Origin of the sequence: Pseudomonas brassicacearum, from assembly GCF_003732265.1 — a bacterium.
Lineage (GTDB): Bacteria > Pseudomonadota > Gammaproteobacteria > Pseudomonadales > Pseudomonadaceae > Aquipseudomonas > Aquipseudomonas brassicacearum_D.
Window position 1 is genome coordinate 181,717 of record NZ_MOBK01000005.1, and the last position, 20,879, is coordinate 202,595.

A 20,879-nucleotide genomic window follows, 5' to 3' on the forward strand; every position below is an offset into this window, starting at 1 on the left:
GGGGGCAACTCGGTCTCAAGCCTTGCGCTTCAACCACCCCGCCATCCCCATCCCCGCCGCACGCCCACTGGCGAAACACGCGGTCAGCAGATAGCCGCCCGTCGGCGCTTCCCAATCCAGCATCTCCCCCGCGCAGAACACGCCAGGCAATTGCTTGAGCATCAAGCGTTCATCCATCGTCTCGAATGTCACACCACCGGCGCTGCTGATGGCTTCGTCCAGTGGGCGGGTTTTCACCAGCGTCAGCGGCAGTGCCTTGATCGCTTTGGCCAACAACGCCGGGTCGCTAAAGCAATCGGCTGGCGTCAGTTCGCGCAGCAACGCGGCTTTCACGCCATCAAGGCCCAGCTGACTGTGCAGGTGTTTGGACATCGAACGTGAACCGCGTGGTTTGCTCAGCGCGGCCTGCACTTTATCCACAGGCTTGCCCGGCAGCAGGTCCAGATGAATGGTCGCGGAACCGTTGAGGTTGATCGCTTCACGGATCGGAGCCGACAAGGCGTAAATCAGACTGCCTTCAATCCCGGTCGCGGTGATCACACATTCCCCGAGCCGTGGCACGTCGTCATTGAGACCGATGGCGATGTTTTTCAGCGGCGCGCCGGCGAATTTACTGACCATCAATTCGCTCCAGGCCTGCACTTCGAAGCCGCAATTGCTCGGTTGCAACGGCGCAAGTCCTACGCCGCGTTGTTCCAGCGGCAGCATCCACGCGCCGTCCGAACCGAGACGCGACCAACTGCCGCCGCCGAGGGCCAGCAGGGTGGCGTCAGCCTTTACAGTTTTTTCGCCCTCGGGGCTGGTGATCAGCAAATCACCGCTGTCATCCCAGCCGAGCCAGCGGTGGCGGGTGTGGATAACTACGCCAGCGTCGCGCAAGCGTTTGAGCCAGGCGCGCAGCAAGGGCGCGGCTTTCATGTCGGTCGGAAACACCCGGCCGGAACTGCCGACAAAGGTTTCGATGCCCAGGTCATGAATCCACTGGCACAGCGCGTCGGCTCCAAATGAGCGCAGCAGCGGCGCAATCTGTGGCGCGCGTTCGGCGTAGCGCGAGAGAAACGCCGGGTAGGCTTCGGAGTGAGTGATGTTCATGCCACCAACCCCGGCCAGGAGGAATTTGCGTCCCACCGAGGGCATGCCGTCGTACAGGTCGACCTTGATCCCGGCCTGGCTCAACACTTCAGCCGCCATCAGGCCGGCAGGGCCACCGCCGATGATGGCGACGTGAGGGGGGGAGGAGGTCGAGGGCTGGGTCATTAAGTGCACTGCGGTTTGGCGGAATAAGGCGCGCATTCTACCAGCACAGGTCTATGTGGGAGCGGGCTTGCTCGCGAAGGCGGCGGTACATTCAACATTGATGTCGACTGTGCTAACGCCTTCGCGAGCAAGTCGAATCGTCGCACCGCCGCTCCCACAGGGGATTTGTGGGGGGGGCAAGATCTGGTTAAAAAACAACCATCGCCGTGTAGGCTATACGCGGTAAGGGCTGTAGGCCCTTTCACTCAGGTTATCCACAGGCAGTTCCACAGGCATTGTGGGTAAACACTCACGGTTCAATGACAACCTGATGACGCCCACACCCGTTGCGCGCTGTGATGCAGAATCCCGTGCCGCCGCGCCAAGGCCTTGCGGTCCTTGCTGTAACCGCCGCCAATCACCCCGACCACCGGAATATCCCGGCCCAGGCAATGGCGCATCACGCTTTCATCACGCGCCGCTACGCCTTCGTCCGTCAGCTTCAAGTAACCCAGGGCATCGTCCTTGTGTACATCGACTCCGGCGTCATACAACACCAGGTCCGGTTGATAGAGCGGCAGCAAATAATTGAGCGCATCGTCGACCACTTTCAGGTAGTCGGCATCACCCATGCCCTTGGGCAGCGGAATGTCCCAGTCACTTTCGGCTTTGCGTGCAGGAAAATTCTTTTCGCAATGCAGGGAAACGGTCACCGCGTCCGGGGTGTTGTGCAGGATCCGTGCAGTCCCGTCGCCCTGATGCACGTCGCAATCGAAGATCAGCACCCGATTCACCCGGCCACTTTCCAGCAGGTAATGGCTGATCACGGCCAGGTCATTGAAGATGCAGAACCCGGCCGGATAGTCGTAATGCGCGTGATGCGTGCCGCCGGCCAAGTGACAGGCCAAACCGTGTTCCAGCGCCTGTTCCGCTGCCAGCAACGATCCGCCGACCGCGCGCACCGTGCGCCGGGCCAGGGCTTCGCTCCAGGGCAGGCCGAGGCGCCGCTGGTCTTCACGGGACAACTCGCCGCTCATATAACGTTCGATATAGGCAGCGTCATGGGCGAGGGCGAGAATCTCCGGGGGACAGAGCTCCGGGCGCAGCAGATCGGCGTCCCGGGTCAGGCCGCTGTCCACCAGGTGATCGCGCAACAGGCGAAACTTGTCCATGGGGAAGCGGTGATCCGCCGGAAACTCGGGGCTGTAGTCTTCGTGATAAATCAGCGGCAGCGGCATGATGATTTCATGTAGGAATGAGAGAAGGATCCTACCAGCGATGTAGACTTGCGGCATGGAAACGGGGGAACGCAATGGAGCCAATACTGGAACTCGAAAGTGCGCGACTGCTGTTGCGGCAGTGGCGCGATGAGGATTTGCCGGAATTTGCGGCGATGTGCGCCGACCCGCAGGTGATGCGTTATTTTCCGGCGCCGTTGAGTCGTCTGGAAAGCGCCTCGCTGATCGGGCGCGTTCGCGGGCATTTTGCCGAGCATGGTTTCGGCCTCTGGGCGCTGCAACGCAAGGACACCGGTCAGTTCATCGGGTTTACCGGGCTGGGCGTGGTGGGCTTCGACGCGCCATTTACCCCCGCAACCGAAATCGGCTGGCGCCTGGCCCGCGAGCATTGGGGCCTGGGGTATGCCAGTGAAGCCGCGTGGACCGCTCTGCGTTGCGGGTTTGACCGGTTGGGGCTGACCGAAGTCGTGTCCTTTACCACGCAATCCAACACGCCTTCCGAGAAAGTCATGCAGGCGATCGGCATGCACCATGATTCAGCCGATGACTTCGAGCATCCGAAGCTCGCAGCCGGCCATCCCCTGCGTCACCATGTGCTGTACCGCATCACCCGTGAACAATGGCTGCAAACCTTGCATGGATAAGCCGCCGCGGACGTTTACAATGGCCCCCATCTTATTGGCCCTGGCCAGAAACTGAATCGACCGTCGCAGCCAAGACTGCGCGGCAATGTTTTGCGTGAGGAGAGCCTGAATGAGCCAAGTGTTGGATGATCTGGTCGACCTGTTGACCCTGGAACCGATCGAAGAAAACCTGTTCCGTGGCCGCAGCCAGGATCTGGGATTTCGTCAGTTGTTCGGTGGTCAGGTGCTCGGCCAGTCGCTGTCTGCGGCCAGTCAGACGGTAGAAGAAGCGCGCCACGTGCATTCGATGCACGGCTATTTCCTGCGTCCGGGCGATGCCGGGTTGCCGGTGGTGTATCAGGTAGACCGGGTACGCGATGGTGGCAGTTTCAGTACGCGTCGGGTGACGGCGATCCAGAAAGGCCATCCGATTTTCACCTGCAGCGCCTCGTTCCAGTACGACGAAGAAGGCTTCCAGCACCAGACCGAAATGCCGGTCGTGGTCGGCCCGGAAAACCTGCCGTCGGAACTGGAGCTGACTCAACAGCGCGCGCACCTGATTCCGGAAAAAATGCGCGAAAAGCTGCTGTGCCCGAAGCCGATCGAATTTCGTCCTGTGACTGAGAAAGACCCCTACAACCCGCAGCCGTCTGACCCGATCAAGTACGTCTGGTTTCGCGCCGACGGTGCCCTGGCCGACTCGCCGGCGCTGCACAAATACTTGCTGGCCTATGCCTCGGACTTCGGTCTGTTGGTGACCTCGATGCAGCCCCATGGCAAGTCGGTCTGGCAGAAAGACATGCAGGTCGCGAGCCTCGATCACGCGCTGTGGTTCCATCAGGATCTGCGCGCCGATGACTGGTTGCTCTATGCGATGGACAGTCCGTGGGCCGGTAATTCGCGCGGTTTCTCCCGTGGCAGCGTGTTCAATCGCGCCGGACAACTGGTGGCCTCGGTCACGCAGGAAGGCCTGATTCGTCACCGCAAGGATTGGGCATGAGCCTGGTCGAGGTGCGTCATTGGGTGTTCGACATGGACGGCACCCTGACGGTGGCTGTGCATGACTTCGCGGCGATTCGCGTGGCATTGGCGATCCCGGCCGAAGACGACATCCTGACCCACCTCGCCGCGTTACCGGCCGATGAAGCGGCGGCTAAACATGCGTGGCTGCTGGAGCACGAACGTGATCTGGCGCTGGGGTCGAAACCGGCACCAGGTGCGGTAGAGCTGGTGCGTGAGTTGGCCGGGCGCGGTTATCGCCTGGGCATTCTCACGCGCAATGCCCGGGAGCTGGCGCACGTGACGCTGGAGGCCATCGGCCTGGCCGACTGTTTCGCGGTGGAGGATGTGCTGGGGCGTGATGAAGCACCTCCCAAGCCGCATCCCGGTGGTTTGCTGAAACTGGCCGAGGCCTGGAACGTGCCGGCGAGCGAGATGGTGATGGTCGGTGATTACCGGTTCGATCTGGATTGCGGGCGGGCGGCCGGGGCACGGACGGTGTTGGTGAATTTGCCGGATAACCCGTGGCCTGAGCTGACGGATTGGCATGCGGCGGATTGCGTGGCGTTGCGAGAAATGTTGTTGGCTTGAGGGCCTGCTCGCGAAAGGGCACTTTCAGGCACCACAAATCTCACTGCCCAAACACAACCTTCTGCCCCTCAGACGACGTCAACATCCCATCCCCGTTATGCCCAACCCCCGGCACTTCCACCAGCCGCTGGTTCACCCCACGCGGATTACGACGCAGCAAATAATCAAAGTAAAAATGCCCGCGAGCCAGCCGATTGGTGCCCTGGGCTTCAGCCTCGCACCCCTTGTCCAGCGCCGCTTGCTGCGGGTCAGTGTCTTGCTGGCCGAGCAGATACGTCACGTCACGCTTGACGTAATTGCCTTCAATCTGTGGCGCCGTTTGCCCACTGGCATAGAGGGGTAAATCCGTCAGGCCATACTTCCAGCGGTTGAAACCGGGGCATTTCGCGTGATCGAACGCCACGGGCCGTCGCTCATCGAAATACGCATACGAGGAAGGGTTGGCGACCACATAACGGACTTTCACACCTGTTGGTTGATCATGAGCCAGCAAGGCATACCGCTGAACCACCTGAGCACCACCCGAATGACCAGCGACGACGATCTGTTTCACGTCCGGAAACTGTTGGCGGTCGCTGACCCTCGCGATGATCTGATCCAGTGCCCCAAAGGAGCTCAGTGCAAACGGCGCTGTGGATAAACCGCCGGCCATCCAGTCGTTGCCCTGCCAGCGCAGTACGGAGTCCGCCACGGGATGCTGGGCGACATCGGTTTCATTGAGAAATTGTGGGGCGATGACCAGCGTGGTCTGGCTTTGTCCAGCCAGTTCAGCCGCCTGCTCGGCGCTCTGGCGGTAGGTTCCGGCGTTGCGCAGGCGGCCGTGGATAATGATCAGCACACGTTCGATTTTCGCTGGCGCGGCGCCGAGGCTCACCGCCATCTCGCCTTCTTTGAGCAACAGCCGGCCGGGGCTGAGCTCTTTGACCGCGTGCTCGGCGGCTTGGGTGCTTGCGCAGGTAAACAGTACAGCTAACAGCCACTTATTCATTTACAGGTTTTTCGCCGCAAAGGTGTCGCACTGGCCCACCTGGCCTTGTGCAAATCCGGTTTTAAACCAGCGCACCCTTTGCGCTGACGTACCATGGGTAAACGAGTCCGGCACCACGCGGCCCTGTCCTTGCTGTTGCAAGCGGTCGTCGCCGATGGCGTTGGCGGCGTTCAGGGCTTCTTCGATATCGCCCGGCTCCAGCCAGTTCAGACGCTTTTGTGCATTGTTGGCCCAGACGCCGGCCAGGCAATCGGCCTGTAGCTCCTGACGCACGAGTAACCCGCCGTCGCCTTCCATTTGCCGGCCTTGGGCGCGGGCGGTCTGAATTTTCGCGGAAACACCGAGCAAGGTCTGAACGTGATGTCCGACTTCGTGAGCGATCACGTAGGCCTGGGCGAAGTCACCGGCGGCGGAGAAACGTTGCGACATTTCCTGGAAGAACGCCATGTCCAGGTAGACCTTCTGGTCGGCTGGGCAATAGAACGGACCGGTCGCCGAGGTTGCCAGGCCGCAGGCGGAATTGACGCGATTGCTGAACAGCACCAGGGTCGGGTTCTTATATTGCTTACCGGCCTGCTGGAAAATCTGTCCCCAGGTGTCTTCGGTATCGCCAAGGATCGAGCGCACGAATTCGGCGCCTTGATCGTTGGCCGGCGGCGCCTTGCGTGTTTGATTGGTGGCTGGCGCTGACTGCTCGCTCATTTGGCCGGTGAGTTGTCCGAGGATCTGCATCGGATCCTGGCCGGTGATCCAGCCAATCCCGACAATCAGGATGATCGCGGTCAGGCTCAGGCCCTTGCCGCCACCAAAGCGCATCCCGCCACCACCGCCGCCGACATCATCACCACGGGCGTCCACCACGTTGTCGCTGCGTCGGCCTTTTTTCCATAGCATGTGGGAATCCTCTGATTGTCCGTGGGGATGAGTGTTGCTGGTGTGGCGGAGCGGCGCCAGTCCGATCGTCCGGGTTTCACTTATTCCGGGCAGTATTCCAGACTTGTATGAACGTGGACTCACCATCGAATTCCGTCAGGCGCCGGGTTTTTATCGAATGAGTCGGTCTATCCTCGAGTTCCAGATTTCGCATTGCCGGGTACATCTTCTAGAATCAGGCAAATTGTGTGTGGAACCTCCCATGGCCGGCAGTCAGATCGAACGTGTTTTCAGTGTGCTGGAAAGCCTGACCAGTGACCCGCGTGGTCTGCCGATGCAGACGCTGGCGGAACAACTGGAGATCCCGAAAAGCGCGACCCATCGCTTGCTCGCCGAGCTGATTCGGCTGGGCTATGTGCGACAGAATCAAGAGAACCTGCGCTATCACCTGACCACCAAACTGGTGGCGATGGGGTTTCGTTATCTCTCGGGCAGCGGCGCCGATATCGTGCAGCCGGTGCTGGATCGCCTCGCGCAGGAAACCGGTGAACTGGTGCGCCTGGGCGTCATTGAAGGCGAGCGGCAGATCTGGATCGCCAAGTCCCAAGGTGCCCGGTCCGGCCTGCGTTACGACCCGGACATGGGCCGTGATGCGCCATTGTTCTACACCGCGTCGGGCCACGCGTGGCTGGCGTGCATGAGCGATGCCGAGGCGTTGTCGCTGGTCGAACGCCAGGGCGGGGAGCGGCCCAAAGACCTGGGGCCGAATGCGCCGCGTTCCAACATTGAACTGCTGGAGCGCCTGCGTCTGGCGCGAGAGCAGGGTTATGCCTGGGTGGAAGAGAGTTCGGCGGTGGGCACCTCGGCGATTGCTGCCGTGGTTCGGCACCCGAGCGAGGGGCGGGTCATGGGGGTGCTGAGCATCGCCGGGCCGAGCGCACGGATGCCGGGTGCGCGGTTGCATGAGTTGGCGCCGCTGTTGTTGAGGTATACCGAGGAGTTGTCGGCGGCGAGCCTTGCTTCAGAGTTGTTCAGCTGATTTGGGAGGCACCATCACTCTAATGTGGGAGCGGGCTTGCTCGCGAAAACGGTGTATCTGTGAAGTAAATGTTGCCAGGCACACCGCTTTCGCGAGCAAGTCGAATCGTCGCACCGCCGCGCCCACAGTTTGATCGTTGTCGACTGTAAAGCCGTGCGATGTTCGAACACTTTCGGCCTATGCTTGTATTGGAATCTGGAACCAGGTTCTAAATTATTGGAATTCGCCAGGCACAAGGGAACCCCATGACCGTCAGCACTCCGCTCTCCGGCGTAAACCAGCCCTTCAAAGGGATTTTGCTGATCGTCGTCGCCACCTTCCTTTTCTCCAGTCACGACGCCCTGTCCAAATACCTCTCCGGTTTCTATCCGATCGTCATGGTGGTCTGGGCGCGCTATGTGGTTCACACCTTGTTGATGGCCGGGATTTTCCTGCCGCAATCCGGGGTGGGTGTGCTGCGAACCAAACGGCCAGGGCTACAAACGATGCGGGCGTTGTGCCTGTTGGGCACCAGTCTGTTTTTCACCACCGGTTTGCAATACATCCCGCTGGCCGAAGCCACGGCGGTCAACTTTCTTGCGCCGGTGCTGGTCACCGCGCTGTCGGTGCCGTTGCTGAAGGAACACGTCACCCGCGGCCAATGGATCGCGGTGATTTGCGGATTCGCCGGCGTGTTGATCATCGTCCACCCCGGCGGCGATCTGTTCACACCTGCAGTACTGCTGCCGCTCTGCTCGGCGCTGTTTTTCTGCTTCTATCAATTGCTCACCCGCAAGCTCAGCAACATTGACAGCCCGACCACCAGCAACTTCTTCGCCGGCCTGTGCAACACCCTGGTGATGAGCGCGCTGGTGCCGTTCTTCTGGCAAGTGCCGAGCCTTGGGCATGGGCTGATGATGGTGGCGCTGGGCGCGTGCGGGATGACGGCTCACTTGTTTCTGACCCAGGCGTTTCGCTACGCCGCGCCGGCGTTGCTGGCGCCGTTCGGTTATTGCCAGATTGTGTTTGCCGGTCTGCTGGGCTGGCTGCTGTTCGCCCACACGCCGACCCTGACCACCGTGGTCGGGATCGCGGTGATTTGCTGCAGTGGGTTGGCGGCGGCGTGGCAACAGAGTCGCCGGTAGGAGAAACAAAAAGCAGGCCTGAAATCAGGCCTGCCGGGGGACGGACGATTACTCGGTGGCGGTCGGAATCTTGCGCGGTGCCATGAAGTACATCCAGGTCAGGGCAATGAAATACATCGCCGGAATCAGGGTGAACAGCACGGTGTAGTTGTTGTTGGTGACGGTCAGGATGTGGCCGACCAACTGCGTCATGAACATCCCGCCGATGGCCGCGCACATGCCGCCAAAACCGAACACCGTACTCATCATGTGTTTAGGCGTGTAGTCCATCACCAGGCTCCAGATGTTCGCGGTCCAGGCCTGGTGCGCGCCGATGGCCAGGGAGATGGCAAACACCGCGACCCACAGGCTGCTCGACCCCGCCGCCATGATCACGCCGACGATGCAGCAGGCAAACAGGAACATCGACATCAACCGCGCCTTGATCGGATTCATCCCGCGACCGATCAGGAACGAGGAGAGGATCCCGCCACCGACGCTGCCGAAGTCGGCGGTCAGGTAGATGATGATCAGCGGAATCCCCATCTGGGTCACGTTGATCCCCAGGTTGTATTGCTGATTTAGGAACGGCGGCAACCAGTACAGGTAGAACCAGAACACCGGCGCGGTCATCGAATAAGCCAGGGCGAACGCCCAGGTGCCACGCATGCGCAGGATTTTCGAGAACGGCACGCGGGCTTGTTCCGGTTCGACTTCGTTCTGGATGTAGTCCAGTTCCGATTGTTTGACGCTCGGATGATCTTCCGGGTTGAAGTATTTCAGACCCCAGAACAGCAACCAGATCCCGCCCAGTGCCGACATGCACAGGAACGCGGCTTGCCAGCCCCACACGTGCAGGATCAGCGGCAGCAACATGGGGGTGAACATCGCACCGACGTTGGTCCCGGCATTGAAGATGCCGGTGGCCACGGCGCGTTCGCCGGCCGGGAACCACAGTCGCGTGGTCTTCACGCAGGCCGGGTAGTTGGCGGCTTCGGTCAAGCCAAGGATGAATCGGCAAACCATGAAGCCCACCGCCGAAGTCGCGAGGCCGTGAGCGCCGGTGGCAATGCTCCAGAGCAGCACCGCGCAGAAGAACACGCGCTTGACGCCGACCCGGTCGATCAACCGGCCTTGCAGCACGAAACCGATTGCGTAGCCGACCTGGAACCAGAAGTTGATGTTGGCGTAGTCCATCGCCGTCCAGCTCATTTCCTTGGCGAGGATAGGCTGCATGACGCCGAGGGCGGCGCGGTCGATGTAGTTCAGGGTTGTCGCGAAAAACACCAGCGCCAGCATGCCCCAACGGGTTTTGCCGACGGCCATGGCGCCGCGGATCTTGTCGCCGATACCGCTGCTGGCAGGCGTCATGGAGGCGTGCTCCACGGGAGAACTTTGAGAAGGAGTCATGTAGTCCACCGATTATTTTTATGTGGTGTTCTGGGTCTTTGGTAACCGAGCCCGACGGTGCGTGACCGGTCTCAATGTGCAGTCGATGTTGCGCAGTGGACAAAAAATCGTCAATTCACCAACGGCCATTGTGTTCGATAATCGAACACAAAACTAACCGGGTAGTACACTTTAAATTGCTGTGTGAGTTCGTCCAGCCAATAATTCCTTCCAAGCTAAACGCAGACATAAAACGTGCGATATCGATAACAAGACTGTCTCCACCACCGGGAGTCGAAACATGCAGCGTTCCATTGCCACCGTGTCCTTGAGCGGTACCCTGCCGGAAAAACTCGAAGCCATTGCCGCCGCCGGTTTTGACGGGGTGGAGATTTTCGAGAACGACCTTCTCTACTACGACGGTAGCCCACGGGAAATCAAACAGATGTGCGCCGATCTCGGGATCGCGATCACGCTGTTTCAACCGTTCCGCGACTTCGAAGGCTGCCGCCGTGACCGACTGCCGCGCAATCTGGAACGCGCCGAGCGCAAGTTCGACTTGATGCAGGAACTCGGCACCGACCTGGTGCTGGTGTGCAGCAATGCATCTGCCGACTCCATCGGTGATGAACAAATCCTCGTCGATGACCTGCGCCTGCTGGCCGAACACGCCGGCGCGCGCGGTCTGCGAATCGGTTACGAAGCGCTGGCCTGGGGCCGGCATGTGAACACTTATCAACAGGTGTGGAACATCGTCCGCCAAGCCGATCATCCGAGCCTCGGCGTGTTGCTCGACAGCTTTCACACGCTGTCGCTCAAGGGAGACCCGAGCGCCATCGCCGAGATTCCTGGCGACAAGATCTTCTTCGTGCAAATGGCCGACGCACCGATCCTCGCCATGGACGTGCTGGAATGGAGCCGGCATTTCCGCTGCTTCCCCGGCCAGGGCGAATTTGATCTAGCGGGTTTCCTCGCGCCGATCATCAAGAGTGGCTACACCGGCCCGCTGTCGCTGGAAATCTTCAACGACGGTTTTCGCGCCGCGCCGCCACGGGCCAACGCCGCCGACGGTTTGCGCTCCTTGCTGTACCTCGAAGAGAAAACCCGCCAACGCCTGGCGCAGGAAACTCAACCGGCACCCAACCTCGACATCCTGTTCGAGACACCCACGGCCAGCGAATACAACGGCATCGAGTTTCTCGAATTTGCGGTGGATGAAAGCCTCGGCGCCAAGCTCTCCCATTGGCTGGAGCGACTGGGTTTCGTCAAGGCCGGGCAGCATCGCTCCAAGAGTGTGAGCTTGCTGCGTCAGGGCGATATCAACCTGATCCTCAACTCCGAACCGTATTCGTTTGCCCACAGCTTTTTCGAAGCGCATGGCCCCTCGCTGTGCGCCACCGCCGTGCGGGTCAAGGACAGCACCAGTGCGCTGGCCCGGGCCGTGGCTTACAAAGGCCAGCCGTATCGTGGACTGGTCGGCCCCAATGAACTGGAATTGGCGGCGGTGCGCGCACCGGACGGCAGCCTGATCTATCTGGTGGATCAGGAGGCCGACGTCTACGGCACCGACTTCAATCTGTACCCGACCACCGTGGCCAGCGGTGGCCTCAAGCGTATCGACCACATGGCCATGGCATTGCCCGCCGACAGCCTCGACAGTTGGGTGTTGTTCTACAAGAGCCTGCTGGATTTCGAAGCCGACGACGAAGTGGTCCTGCCCGACCCGTATGGCCTGGTAAAAAGCCGCGCGCTGCGCAGCCGCGACAGTTCGATTCGCTTGCCGTTGAACATTTCCGAGAACCGCAACACCGCGATCTCACACGCGCTGTCGAGTTATCGCGGCTCCGGTGTGCATCACATCGCGTTTGATTGCGATGACATCTTTGCGCAAGTCAGCCGTGCGAAAGAGGCGGGCGTGCCGTTGCTGGACATCCCGCTCAATTATTACGATGACCTCGCCGCGCGGTTTGACTTCGATGACGAGTTTCTCAGCGAGCTTGCGTATTTCAACGTGCTGTACGACCGCGATGCGCAAGGCGGCGAACTGTTTCATGTGTACACCGAGCCGTTCGAAGGGCGGTTTTTCTTTGAAATCATTCAGCGCAAGAACGGTTATGCCGGTTACGGCGCGGCCAACGTCGCGGTTCGACTGGCGGCAATGGCCAAATCCCGCAGCGGTGCCATTCGTCAGGCCAAGTTGTAGGAAAATCGTAAACACCGGGACAAACCGCTGCCACGCGGCTTCCTTCACTGTGCGCAGCGGCCCATAATCGCCAGCCTGTGCAGTGATGGCCGTGAGCCCGCAATGACAATGACTTCAGAACGCTCCGCAGTGCCCGTCGAACCGATCGCCGAGCCCCGCAAGAGCCGCAAGAACAACCCGGAAAAGACCCGCGAGAACATCCTTCAAGAGGCGATTGTCGAGTTCGTCCAACAGGGGCTTTCCGGTGCTCGCGTCGATGCCATCGCCGAGCGTATCCACACCTCCAAACGCATGATCTATTACTACTTCGGCAGTAAGGAACAGCTCTACGTCGAGGTGCTGGAAAAGCTCTACGGCGACATTCGCAACACTGAAAACCGCTTGCACCTGACCGAGCTGGCACCGGTTGACGCGATTCGGCGCCTGGTGGAGTTCACCTTCGATCACCATGATCACAACGTCGATTTCGTGCGCATCGTCAGCATCGAGAACATTCACAATGCTGAATACGTGAAGCGCTCCGATGCGATCAAGGCCATGAACAATACGATCCTCGATGCACTGGGCGAGATTCTGCGTCGCGGTGCCGAGGAGGGGCTGTTCCGCGCAGGGCTTGTGCCGCTGGATGTGCATCTGCTGATCAGTTCGTTCTGCTTCTATCGCGTGTCGAACCGTCATACCTTCGGTGAGATCTTCCAGATCGACTTGCCGGACGAAGCCATCAAGCAGCGTCACCGGGCGATGATTTGCGAGTCGGTTTTGCGTTACCTGCAAGCCTGAGGTGAGGGGGGGGGCCCTCACCGCATCCCCTCAGTCGTTCATGCTCTGAAAGTGCGCGAGCATTCGCTGCGCATCCGGCACCACGCCGCTGAACAATTCAAACGCCTTCACCGCCTGAAACACCGCCATGTTGCCGCCATCCAGCGTGCGGCAACCGAGTGCGCGGGCGTTGCGCAGCAGTTCGGTTTCCAGCGGGAAGTACACGATCTCCGCCACCCACAATGCTGTGCGAAGCAACTCGACCGGCACCGGCATGCCCGGCAGTTTTTTCATGCCCATGGGCGTGGTGTTCACCAAGCCATCAGCCAGGCCCAAGGTGCTCGGCAAATCGTACCCGGCCACTGCACGGCCAGCCCCGAAGTGTTGATTGAGATTGTCCGCCAATGCCTGCGCACGGCTTGGCTCGACGTCAAAAATGCTCAGCAGTTGTACGCCTTCGCTCAACAGCGCGTGGGCCACTGCCGCACCTGCGCCACCAGCGCCCATTTGTACGACGCGCTCACGGGCAGCGTCCTTCAGGCCGCGACGAAATCCTTCGGCAAAACCCAGGCAGTCGGTGTTATGGCCGATGCGTTTGCCGTCCTTCAATACCACTGTGTTCACCGCGCCGATGCCGCGAGCTTCCGGCGACAGTTCATCGAGCAACGGGATAATCGCCTGCTTGCACGGGAAGGTGATGTTCAGCCCGGTAAAGTTCATCCGTTCGGCGGCCATCAGCAAGTCGGGCAGGGCGTTGCTGTCGAGCTTCAGCTGATCCAGGTCGATCAGGCGATAGAGGTAGCGCATGCCCTGCGCTTCGCCTTCATGCTCGTGCAGCGCCGGTGTGCGGGAGGCTTGGATTCCGGCGCCGATCAGCCCGGCCAATACGCTGTGGTGCTGAGTCATCGCATTCACCCCTTCAATTTCAGACTGAAATGTTCCAGCGCCAGGCGATAGCCGTGGCTGCCGAAACCGGCCATCACCCCGGTGGCGATGGCCGAGACAAACGAGTGATGCCGGAATGGCTCGCGAGCGTGGACGTTCGACAGGTGGACTTCGATCACGGGCAGTTCGCTGGCGACGAGGGCGTCGCGAATCGCCACCGAGGTGTGGGTCCACGCGGCCGGATTGATGACAATCCCGGCGCAACGGCCGCGAGCGGCGTGAATCCAGTCGAGCAATTCACCTTCGTGGTTGGTCTGGCGAAACTCCACGGCCAGGCCGAATTCTTCAGCGGCACGTGCGCACAGCGCCGAAATGTCTGCCAGGGTTTCGTGGCCATAAGTTGCCGGTTCACGGGTGCCGAGCAGGTTCAGGTTCGGGCCGTTGAGCACCAGAACGATAGGGGGCATCGAGGGTCTCTCCACTTATTATTTTTGGAATCGGCTGTAGGTTTCAGCCTGTGGAGATAAATTGTACTAGCTGGTTAATTCGGTCAATTGAAGAGACGTCTCGACGGGGATTTGTGTGCGGTGATCGGACAATCGCGCTGTTTATCGCGGCAAATGCTCCACCAGGAAATCGATAAAGGCGCGCAACCTCAGGGGCACATGGCGGCTTTGCGGATACAGCAACGTGAACGGTCGCGAGCGGCCGCTGTAAGGCTTCAATACTTCCACCAGCGAGCCATTGGCCAGTTCGTTTTCGACGATAAACCGGTAGGTCTGAAACAGCCCCGCCCCGTGTTTGGCCAGGGTCACGCCACCGAGCACATCGTCGGAGCAACTGAGACTGCCCTCGGCGAGAATCTCCCGCGGTGTGCCGTTTTCATTGAACAGCCAGGCGATCCGCCGGCCGCTGCTGGGCAGTTCGTACTGGATGCATTCGTGTTGTGCGAGATCGTCGAGTGTTTGTGGAGTGCCTGCGCGCTTGAGGTAGTCGGGGCTGGCAATCATCACCAGCGCGGCGTCTTCCAGATGTCGGGCGATCAGGCCGGAGTCCGGAATGGCCCGTACGCGTATCGCCATGTCATAACCTTCGCCGACGAAATCGATGTTGCGATTGCTGATGTGCGACTCGACCTTTACGTCGGGAAAGCGCGCCCGAAACGCCGGCAGCAACGGCAAGATCCGGTGGTGTGCATAAGTCGTGGGAATGCTGATGCGCAAGGTGCCGGACGGTTGCTGCTGCTGGCCCATGACCTCGCGCTGAGCCTCGACCAGTTGCGCCAGTGCCTGACGACATTCTTCGTAGTAACGACGACCACTGTCGGTCAACTTCACGCTGCGGGTGGTGCGCGCAAACAGCCGCACGCCCAAGCGTTCTTCCATGCGCGATACCGAACGGCTGACGGCGGCCGGCGTCACGCCGGCCACCAGTGCGGCAGCCGTAAAGCTGCCGGCCTCGGCGGCGAGGCAAAACAGCTCGATGCTGCCCAGCTGAAGATCATCGAAGACACGCTGCATGATTGATTACACCGGGGATCAAATGAAGGGTTGAATCGCGTCACTGTAGATGAAATTACCGTGGCAGTGCTTTACTGGCGCGGCGTCTTTTTTGATAACCGGACAGGAGCAGCATCATGCCTTTCGTCAGCGTGCGTATTACCCGTGACGGTGTTACCCGAGAGCAGAAAGCCCAGGTCATCGCTGAAATCACCGAGACGTTGCAGCGCGTCCTCGGCAAGCCTCCAGAGCTGACCCACATCGTGATCGAGGAAGTGGACAAGGATAACTGGGGGCATGCGGGCCTGACCGTTACCGAGCACCTGAAGTCCGCAGATTGATGGATTACAGATTAAGACAGCCGCCCTCGTGGCGGCTTTTTCGTGGGCACAGTGAAAGGATTGCTTACTATTTTGGCGTCGTCATCGGCGAGTCAAAAAACGTTCAAGCGCTAGGCTCAAAACTGGGTCGATCATCAAACGGATCAACCGCCAATTATCGGGTTCTTCAAGGAATGGAGAATCTGGCACTCCATAACCTAACGGATGGGTTAGCATGAACGTATGTCGCTACAAGGGCTTTTCGTTGGTCATCATGTTGCGTGATGAACATTGCCCGCCGCATGTCCACGTCGATGCACAGGCGTGGAGCGCACGTTTCAAATTCAGTTTCTGGCACAACGGCGTGGAGCTCTGGGATGTCGTTCCTCATTCACAGCGCCCACCTTCAGCGTTGCTGGAGGAATTGCGTCTGGCGTTACGGCATCCGGCGCATTTACGGCGAGCGCGTAGCCTCTGGTGGAGCAAATTGCGCACCGCCTGCCTCGATAATCAGTTGTGGGATTGGGAGGGCGATGAAGTGGTCGTGATGAAACGAATCGCCAGCACGACTTACCTGATTGTCTCGGCCAGTTACGAGCCCGAAGCGAACAAAACGCTGCTGTCCCTGGCAGGGGCTGCGGAAGGAGTGGAAATCGAATTATGAAAACAATACAGGCGAGCATTCAGGCGGATCGCCCCGTCACCGAAGAAACGCTGGAACAGGCCATTGCGCGAGGCGAGTTGAGCCGTCGCAGCGGTTTGAATGCGAGAGCCGTGACCTGGACCGGACATAGCCTGGTCATCAGCTTCGAAGACGGCAGCGGCGTGCTCCTGCCGGCGAAGAATTACCCGGAGTTCGATGGCTTTGACGATGAGGACTTCGCGGGCTTGAAGGTAGGCTTTGCGGGAACCGCGCTCTGCCATGAGGGCAGTGATTTACAGGTGTCCATCGCAGGACTGATTTCAGCGAGCAAGCCGCTGATGGACATGGCGTCTTCAGTCATTGCCTCGCGCAATGGTCGCCAAAGCAGTGTCGCCAAGGCCGAGGCTGCGCGGGCCAATGGCAAAAAGGGCGGTCGTCCGCGCAAGATCGACACGACGCTTTGATTCACCCACAAAAAAGCCGTCGGCATGACGGCTGATTTGTAAGGGCAACTGCAATTAGCGACGGGTCAACAACACCCCGGATTCCATGTGATGCGTCCACGGGAACTGGTCAAACATCGCGCACTGAGTGATGCGATGCGTGTCGTGCAACTGGGCGATGTTCGCCGCCAGTGTTTCCGGGTTGCAGGAAATGTAGAGGATGTTGTCGAAGCGGCGGGTCAGCTCACAAGTATCCGGGTCCATGCCGGCGCGGGGCGGATCGACGAACACGCTACCGAACTCGTAGCTCTTGAGGTCGATGCCCTGCAGACGACGGAACGGGCGTACTTCGTTCAGCGCTTCGGTCAGCTCTTCGGCGGACAGACGCACCAGGGTGACATTATCCACCGCGTTTTCGCTGAGGTTGCTCAGCGCTGCGTTGACCGAGGTCTTGCTGATTTCGGTGGCCAGCACTTTGCGTACGCGGGTCGCGAGCGGCAGGGTGAAGTTGCCGTTGCCGCAGTACAGCTCGAGCAAATCGTCCGGGCGATCACCCAAAGCGTCGTAAGCCCAGTTGAGCATCTTCTGGTTCACGGTGCCGTTGGGCTGGGTGAATGCGCCTTCCGGCTGGCGATAGCTGAAGGTGCGACCGCCGACTTCGAGTTGCTCGACCACGTAATCGTGACCGATCACTTCGCGTTTGCCTTTTGAGCGACCGATGATGCTGACGTTCAGGTCGGCGGCCAGTTTCGTGGCCGCAGTATGCCAGTGCTCGTCCAGCGGGCGGTGATAGCACAGGGTGATCATCGCATCGCCGGCCAGGGTGGTCAGGAACTCCACCTGGAACAGCTTGTGGCTCAGGGCGGCACTGGCTTTCCAGGCTGCCTTGAGCTGTGGCATCAGTTCATTGATGCGCAGGCTGGCAATCGGAAACTCTTCGATCAGGATCGGCGTGCGTTTGTCTTCCTGGGAAAACATTGCGTAGTGCCGTTCACCACCTTCACGCCACAGGCGGAATTCGGCGCGCAGGCGGAAGTTCTTTAGCGCAGAGTCGAACACCGCCGGTTCTGGCGCATCGAACGGGGCCAGCAGGTCACGCAGGCGCGTGACCTTTTCTTCGAGCTGAACGGCGTAGGCCTGGGAATCAAAAGTCATGCGTTGAACCAACCCAACTTGATCACGAACAGAATCGACAGAATCACCAGCGCCGGGTTCAGCTCACGGCCGCGACCGGACATCAGCTTGATGGCGGTCCAGGAGATGAAGCCGAAGGCGATGCCGTTGGCGATGGAATACGTGAACGGCATGGCCAGCGCGGTGACCACGACCGGTGCGGCAACGGTGATGTCGTCCCAGTCTATTTCGGCCAGGCCGGAGGTCATCAGTACGGCGACGAACAGCAGCGCCGGTGCGGTAGCGAATGCCGGAATGCTGGACGCCAATGGCGAGAAGAACAGCGCCAGCAGGAACAGAATCGCGACCACCACAGCGGTCAAACCGGTACGGCCACCGGCACTGACGCCGGCTGCGGATTCGATGTAACTGGTGGTGGTCGAGGTGCCCAGCAGCGAACCGGCCATGGCCGCGGTGCTGTCGGCGATCAGGGCGCGACCCATTTTCGGCATGTGGCCGTCCTTGCCCATCAGGCCGGCGCGCTTGGCGACGCCGATCAGGGTGCCGGAGTTGTCGAACAAGTCGACAAACAAGAAGGCGAAAATCACGCTGACCAGACCGATGTCGAGTGCGCCTTTGATGTCCAGTTGCATGAAGGTCGGGGCCAGCGACGGTGGCATCGACATCACGCCGCCGAACGGGGTGAAGCCCATCACGATGGAGACGATGGTCACCACCAGAATGCCGATCAGCACGGCGCCGCGCACGGCCAGGGCTTCGAGGGCAACGATCAGGGCAAAACCCAGGGTCGCGAGGATCGGTGCCGGTTGTTTCAGGTCACCGAGGCCGACCATGGTCGCCGGGTTGCTGACCACGATACCGGCGTTGTGCAGGGCGATCAGCGCCAGGAACAGGCCGATACCGGCGGCAATCGCCGAGCGCAGCGGCAACGGGATGCTGTTGATGATCCATTCACGGATGCGGAAGATCGACAGCAGGAAGAAGCACACCGCCGAGATAAACACCGCACCCAGCGCCACTTGCCAGGTGTGGCCCATATGCAGGACCACGGTGTAGGTGAAGAAGGCGTTCAAGCCCATTCCCGGCGCGAGCGCAATCGGGTAGTTGGCGATCAGGCCCATGATCGTGGAGCCAATCGCCGCGGCCAGACAGGTGGCGACGAACACCGCGCCCTTGTCCATGCCGGTCTCGCCGAGGATGCTCGGGTTGACGAACAGAATGTAGGCCATGGCCAAGAAAGTCGTGACGCCCGCCAGAATCTCGGTCCGCACGTTGGTGTTGTGTGCCTTGAGTTGAAACAGCCTTTCCAGCATGTCTGCTCCCCGTGGCGCGCCCGGCGCCGTGAATGTATCGACCTCAACAGCAAAGCACAGACCGCTGAACGCGCCTGGGAAATTACTGTGGGCCGGAAAAAGCCGCGCATCATACCAGCAGCGTGGGGTTATGGCTGCTTATGGCTGCGATCGTCGTCGATGTTTTGCCGTCAAGCGAAGTGAGCCATACTGCGCGCTGGTTTTGGGGGTCGTTATGTATTGCATGAAAACGCGTGTGATCGCCGTCATTGGCGTCGTGATGGCCTTGTTGTTGGGGGCACAAAATGCTTCGGCCGCGATGGCGCCAGCGTTGAGCCAGCTGAAAGTGCTCAAGGTCGAATCGCCCGGTTGCGGGTTTGAAGACATCGCCGAGGGGCAGGAACAGACGCGCTGCGACCATAGCGGACCGCACATCAAGGTCTACGTGCTGGAGGTCGGCTATGGCCGTCAGGCGTATGTCGCACTGGACGGTTTTGAAGTGAACGGCACCCGCACGCCGGTATGTGCGTTTGATACCGGTAACCTGACCGAGTGTACTGTCGGGAGAAAAACCGTCGGCTATCTGTACGTCATGGACCTGGACGGCAAGCAGAGCGGCAACTTCACCTTCAGCAACACCTCGATCAACTCGCCGGGCAACACGATGTCGACGCAGCTCTACATCAAATAACGGCAGCAAGTAACGGCTGCGCTCGAACAAGCGTCAGGAAAGCTGACTACGCTTTAAAGATCATCCTGTGGATTGCGCCCATGACCTTTAGAGCTTTGATTACCCTCGCCGAGGGCATCGACGACCTGCAAACAGTGACCCTCATCGATGTGTTGCGCCGCGCCAACGTTGAAGTGGTGGTGGCCAGCATCGAGGGGCGGCGCATGCTCACCTGCGCCCGTGGCACCCGGCTGACGGCCGATGCCATGCTGGTGGATTTGCTGGCCCAGCCGTTCGATTTGATCGCCTTGCCGGGCGGCGCCGTGGGCGCGCAACACCTGGCGGCCCATCAACCCCTGCAACAACTGATCAAGGATCAAGCCGCCGCCGGGCGTCTGTTCGCCGGCATCGCCGAAGCCCCGGCGGTCGCGCTGCAACACTTCGGCGTGTTGCGTCAGCGGCGCATGACGTGCCTGCCCTCCGCCAGTCATCAGCTGTCAGGCTGCAATTTCGTTGACCAACCGGTGGTGGTCGACGGCAACTGCGTGACCGCCCAGGGTTCCGGGGCCGCCTTGGCATTTGCCCTGACGCTGGTGGAGCAACTCTGCGGCAAAGCCACGCGCATGGCGGTGGAGGGGGAGTTGCTGACGTGAGGAAGTGTCAGGCGTGCATGGCGATGGGCTTGATCGCCGGTTGTTCGCGCTGTTCCGCTTGCCAGAGATCGTAATCAGTCTGAACCCCTAACCACATGCGAGCCTTGCCAATCCCCGCCCGCTCCAGACGCACGGCCAAGTCAGGGCTTATGGGGGCGTGGCCATGCAGAACCCGAGAAAGGTGCGGTCGTGCAAAACCCAGATGGCGGGCCAGCTCCGTGACGCTGATGCCGAGTTCGGGTAACACATCCATCAAGAGTGTTTCGCCAGGGTGTGGCGGGTTGTGCATGGGCATTGCC

23 protein-coding genes are annotated in these 20,879 nt (G+C 60.3%); 12 read left to right on the plus strand and 11 right to left on the minus strand.

Annotated elements, in window-relative coordinates; genetic code table 11:
• Positions 1 to 15: 15 nt before the first annotated feature.
• Together BK660_RS11945 and BK660_RS11950 are read right to left on the minus strand one after the other, a co-directional pair.
• The gene (locus tag BK660_RS11945; protein WP_185045069.1) at positions 16 to 1,257 is read right to left on the minus strand and encodes a TIGR03862 family flavoprotein; all 1,242 of its coding nucleotides are present in this window, start codon (positions 1,255 to 1,257) and stop codon (positions 16 to 18) included.
• Between the two features lie 296 nt (positions 1,258 to 1,553).
• Entirely contained in the window at positions 1,554 to 2,474 is a 921-nt protein-coding gene (locus BK660_RS11950) for a histone deacetylase family protein (RefSeq protein ID WP_123433462.1), read from the minus strand.
• 74 nt (positions 2,475 to 2,548) lie between these two features.
• On the opposite strand from BK660_RS11950, the gene BK660_RS11955 reads away from it, so the two are divergent.
• From BK660_RS11955 to BK660_RS11965, 3 genes are all read left to right on the plus strand, one after another.
• Complete coding sequence (locus BK660_RS11955) at positions 2,549 to 3,118, plus strand: GNAT family N-acetyltransferase (RefSeq protein ID WP_123433463.1); 570 nt, start codon at positions 2,549 to 2,551, stop codon at positions 3,116 to 3,118.
• A gap of 109 nt (positions 3,119 to 3,227) precedes the next feature.
• Positions 3,228 to 4,097, plus strand: a complete 870-nt coding sequence (gene tesB / locus BK660_RS11960; protein WP_123433464.1) for an acyl-CoA thioesterase II — start codon at positions 3,228 to 3,230, stop codon at positions 4,095 to 4,097.
• Positions 4,094 to 4,687, plus strand: coding sequence for an HAD family hydrolase (locus BK660_RS11965; protein ID WP_123433465.1), 594 nt, complete (start codon positions 4,094 to 4,096; stop codon positions 4,685 to 4,687). The genes tesB and BK660_RS11965 overlap by 4 nt, the downstream gene beginning before the upstream one ends.
• 40 nt (positions 4,688 to 4,727) lie before the next feature.
• On the opposite strand, the gene BK660_RS11970 is transcribed toward BK660_RS11965, so the two are convergent.
• The gene (locus BK660_RS11970; RefSeq protein ID WP_123433466.1) at positions 4,728 to 5,675 is read right to left on the minus strand and encodes an alpha/beta hydrolase; all 948 of its coding nucleotides are present in this window, start codon (positions 5,673 to 5,675) and stop codon (positions 4,728 to 4,730) included.
• Positions 5,676 to 6,569 carry a KPN_02809 family neutral zinc metallopeptidase gene (gene ypfJ / locus BK660_RS11975; RefSeq protein WP_123433467.1) on the minus strand — a complete coding sequence of 298 codons (894 nt, stop codon included), beginning with the start codon at positions 6,567 to 6,569 and terminating at the stop codon, positions 5,676 to 5,678.
• Positions 6,570 to 6,810: 241 nt separating this feature from the next.
• Between ypfJ and BK660_RS11980 the strand changes: the two genes are divergently transcribed.
• Entirely contained in the window at positions 6,811 to 7,587 is a 777-nt protein-coding gene (locus BK660_RS11980) for an IclR family transcriptional regulator (RefSeq protein ID WP_123433468.1), read from the plus strand.
• Between the two features lie 245 nt (positions 7,588 to 7,832).
• Positions 7,833 to 8,711, plus strand: coding sequence for a DMT family transporter (locus BK660_RS11985; RefSeq protein WP_123433469.1), 879 nt, complete (start codon positions 7,833 to 7,835; stop codon positions 8,709 to 8,711).
• Between the two features lie 48 nt (positions 8,712 to 8,759).
• Here BK660_RS11985 and BK660_RS11990 read toward each other — a convergent pair whose 3' ends face one another.
• Positions 8,760 to 10,061, minus strand: coding sequence for an MFS transporter (locus BK660_RS11990; protein ID WP_259698500.1), 1,302 nt, complete (start codon positions 10,059 to 10,061; stop codon positions 8,760 to 8,762).
• Between the two features lie 319 nt (positions 10,062 to 10,380).
• Here BK660_RS11990 and quiC point away from each other — a divergent pair, with 319 nt between their 5' ends.
• The gene (quiC, locus tag BK660_RS11995) at positions 10,381 to 12,282 is read left to right on the plus strand and encodes a 3-dehydroshikimate dehydratase QuiC (RefSeq protein WP_123433471.1); all 1,902 of its coding nucleotides are present in this window, start codon (positions 10,381 to 10,383) and stop codon (positions 12,280 to 12,282) included.
• A gap of 102 nt (positions 12,283 to 12,384) precedes the next feature.
• The gene (locus BK660_RS12000) at positions 12,385 to 13,062 is read left to right on the plus strand and encodes a TetR/AcrR family transcriptional regulator (protein ID WP_123433472.1); all 678 of its coding nucleotides are present in this window, start codon (positions 12,385 to 12,387) and stop codon (positions 13,060 to 13,062) included.
• Positions 13,063 to 13,092: 30 nt separating this feature from the next.
• Here the strand turns inward: BK660_RS12000 and BK660_RS12005 are convergent, their stop codons facing one another.
• The 3 genes from BK660_RS12005 to BK660_RS12015 form a co-directional block, all read right to left on the minus strand.
• On the minus strand, positions 13,093 to 13,947 hold the full coding sequence (locus tag BK660_RS12005) for a shikimate dehydrogenase (protein ID WP_123433473.1): 855 nt from the start codon (positions 13,945 to 13,947) through the stop codon (positions 13,093 to 13,095).
• Between the two features lie 5 nt (positions 13,948 to 13,952).
• The gene (gene aroQ / locus BK660_RS12010) at positions 13,953 to 14,393 is read right to left on the minus strand and encodes a type II 3-dehydroquinate dehydratase (protein WP_123433474.1); all 441 of its coding nucleotides are present in this window, start codon (positions 14,391 to 14,393) and stop codon (positions 13,953 to 13,955) included.
• A gap of 141 nt (positions 14,394 to 14,534) precedes the next feature.
• Entirely contained in the window at positions 14,535 to 15,446 is a 912-nt protein-coding gene (locus BK660_RS12015; RefSeq protein WP_123433475.1) for a LysR family transcriptional regulator, read from the minus strand.
• A 116-nt stretch (positions 15,447 to 15,562) separates the two neighbouring features.
• On the opposite strand from BK660_RS12015, the gene BK660_RS12020 reads away from it, so the two are divergent.
• The 3 genes from BK660_RS12020 (at position 15,563) to BK660_RS12030 (ending at position 16,852) form a co-directional block, all read left to right on the plus strand.
• The gene (locus tag BK660_RS12020; protein ID WP_123433476.1) at positions 15,563 to 15,766 is read left to right on the plus strand and encodes a tautomerase family protein; all 204 of its coding nucleotides are present in this window, start codon (positions 15,563 to 15,565) and stop codon (positions 15,764 to 15,766) included.
• Positions 15,767 to 15,980: 214 nt separating this feature from the next.
• Positions 15,981 to 16,409, plus strand: coding sequence for a DUF4160 domain-containing protein (locus BK660_RS12025; RefSeq protein ID WP_123433477.1), 429 nt, complete (start codon positions 15,981 to 15,983; stop codon positions 16,407 to 16,409).
• Positions 16,406 to 16,852: a DUF2442 domain-containing protein gene (locus BK660_RS12030; protein WP_123433478.1), complete on the plus strand. Its 447-nt coding sequence runs from the start codon at positions 16,406 to 16,408 to the stop codon at positions 16,850 to 16,852. Before BK660_RS12025 ends, BK660_RS12030 begins: the two co-directional genes overlap by 4 nt.
• Positions 16,853 to 16,906: 54 nt before the next feature.
• On the opposite strand, the gene trmA is transcribed toward BK660_RS12030, so the two are convergent.
• Positions 16,907 to 17,986 (minus strand): tRNA (uridine(54)-C5)-methyltransferase TrmA, encoded by a 1,080-nt coding sequence (trmA, locus tag BK660_RS12035; RefSeq protein WP_123433479.1) that lies wholly within the window; start codon positions 17,984 to 17,986, stop codon positions 16,907 to 16,909.
• The gene (locus BK660_RS12040; protein ID WP_123433480.1) at positions 17,983 to 19,278 is read right to left on the minus strand and encodes an NCS2 family permease; all 1,296 of its coding nucleotides are present in this window, start codon (positions 19,276 to 19,278) and stop codon (positions 17,983 to 17,985) included. Before BK660_RS12040 ends, trmA begins: the two co-directional genes overlap by 4 nt.
• Before the next feature lie 214 nt (positions 19,279 to 19,492).
• On the opposite strand from BK660_RS12040, the gene BK660_RS12045 reads away from it, so the two are divergent.
• Both BK660_RS12045 and BK660_RS12050 read left to right on the plus strand, forming a co-directional pair.
• Positions 19,493 to 19,948 (plus strand): DUF4879 domain-containing protein, encoded by a 456-nt coding sequence (locus BK660_RS12045; RefSeq protein ID WP_404942942.1) that lies wholly within the window; start codon positions 19,493 to 19,495, stop codon positions 19,946 to 19,948.
• A gap of 80 nt (positions 19,949 to 20,028) precedes the next feature.
• The gene (locus BK660_RS12050; protein WP_123433481.1) at positions 20,029 to 20,580 is read left to right on the plus strand and encodes a DJ-1 family glyoxalase III; all 552 of its coding nucleotides are present in this window, start codon (positions 20,029 to 20,031) and stop codon (positions 20,578 to 20,580) included.
• A 7-nt stretch (positions 20,581 to 20,587) separates the two neighbouring features.
• Here BK660_RS12050 and BK660_RS12055 read toward each other — a convergent pair whose 3' ends face one another.
• Entirely contained in the window at positions 20,588 to 20,875 is a 288-nt protein-coding gene (locus tag BK660_RS12055; RefSeq protein WP_123433482.1) for a HigA family addiction module antitoxin, read from the minus strand.
• Positions 20,876 to 20,879 lie beyond the last annotated feature (4 nt).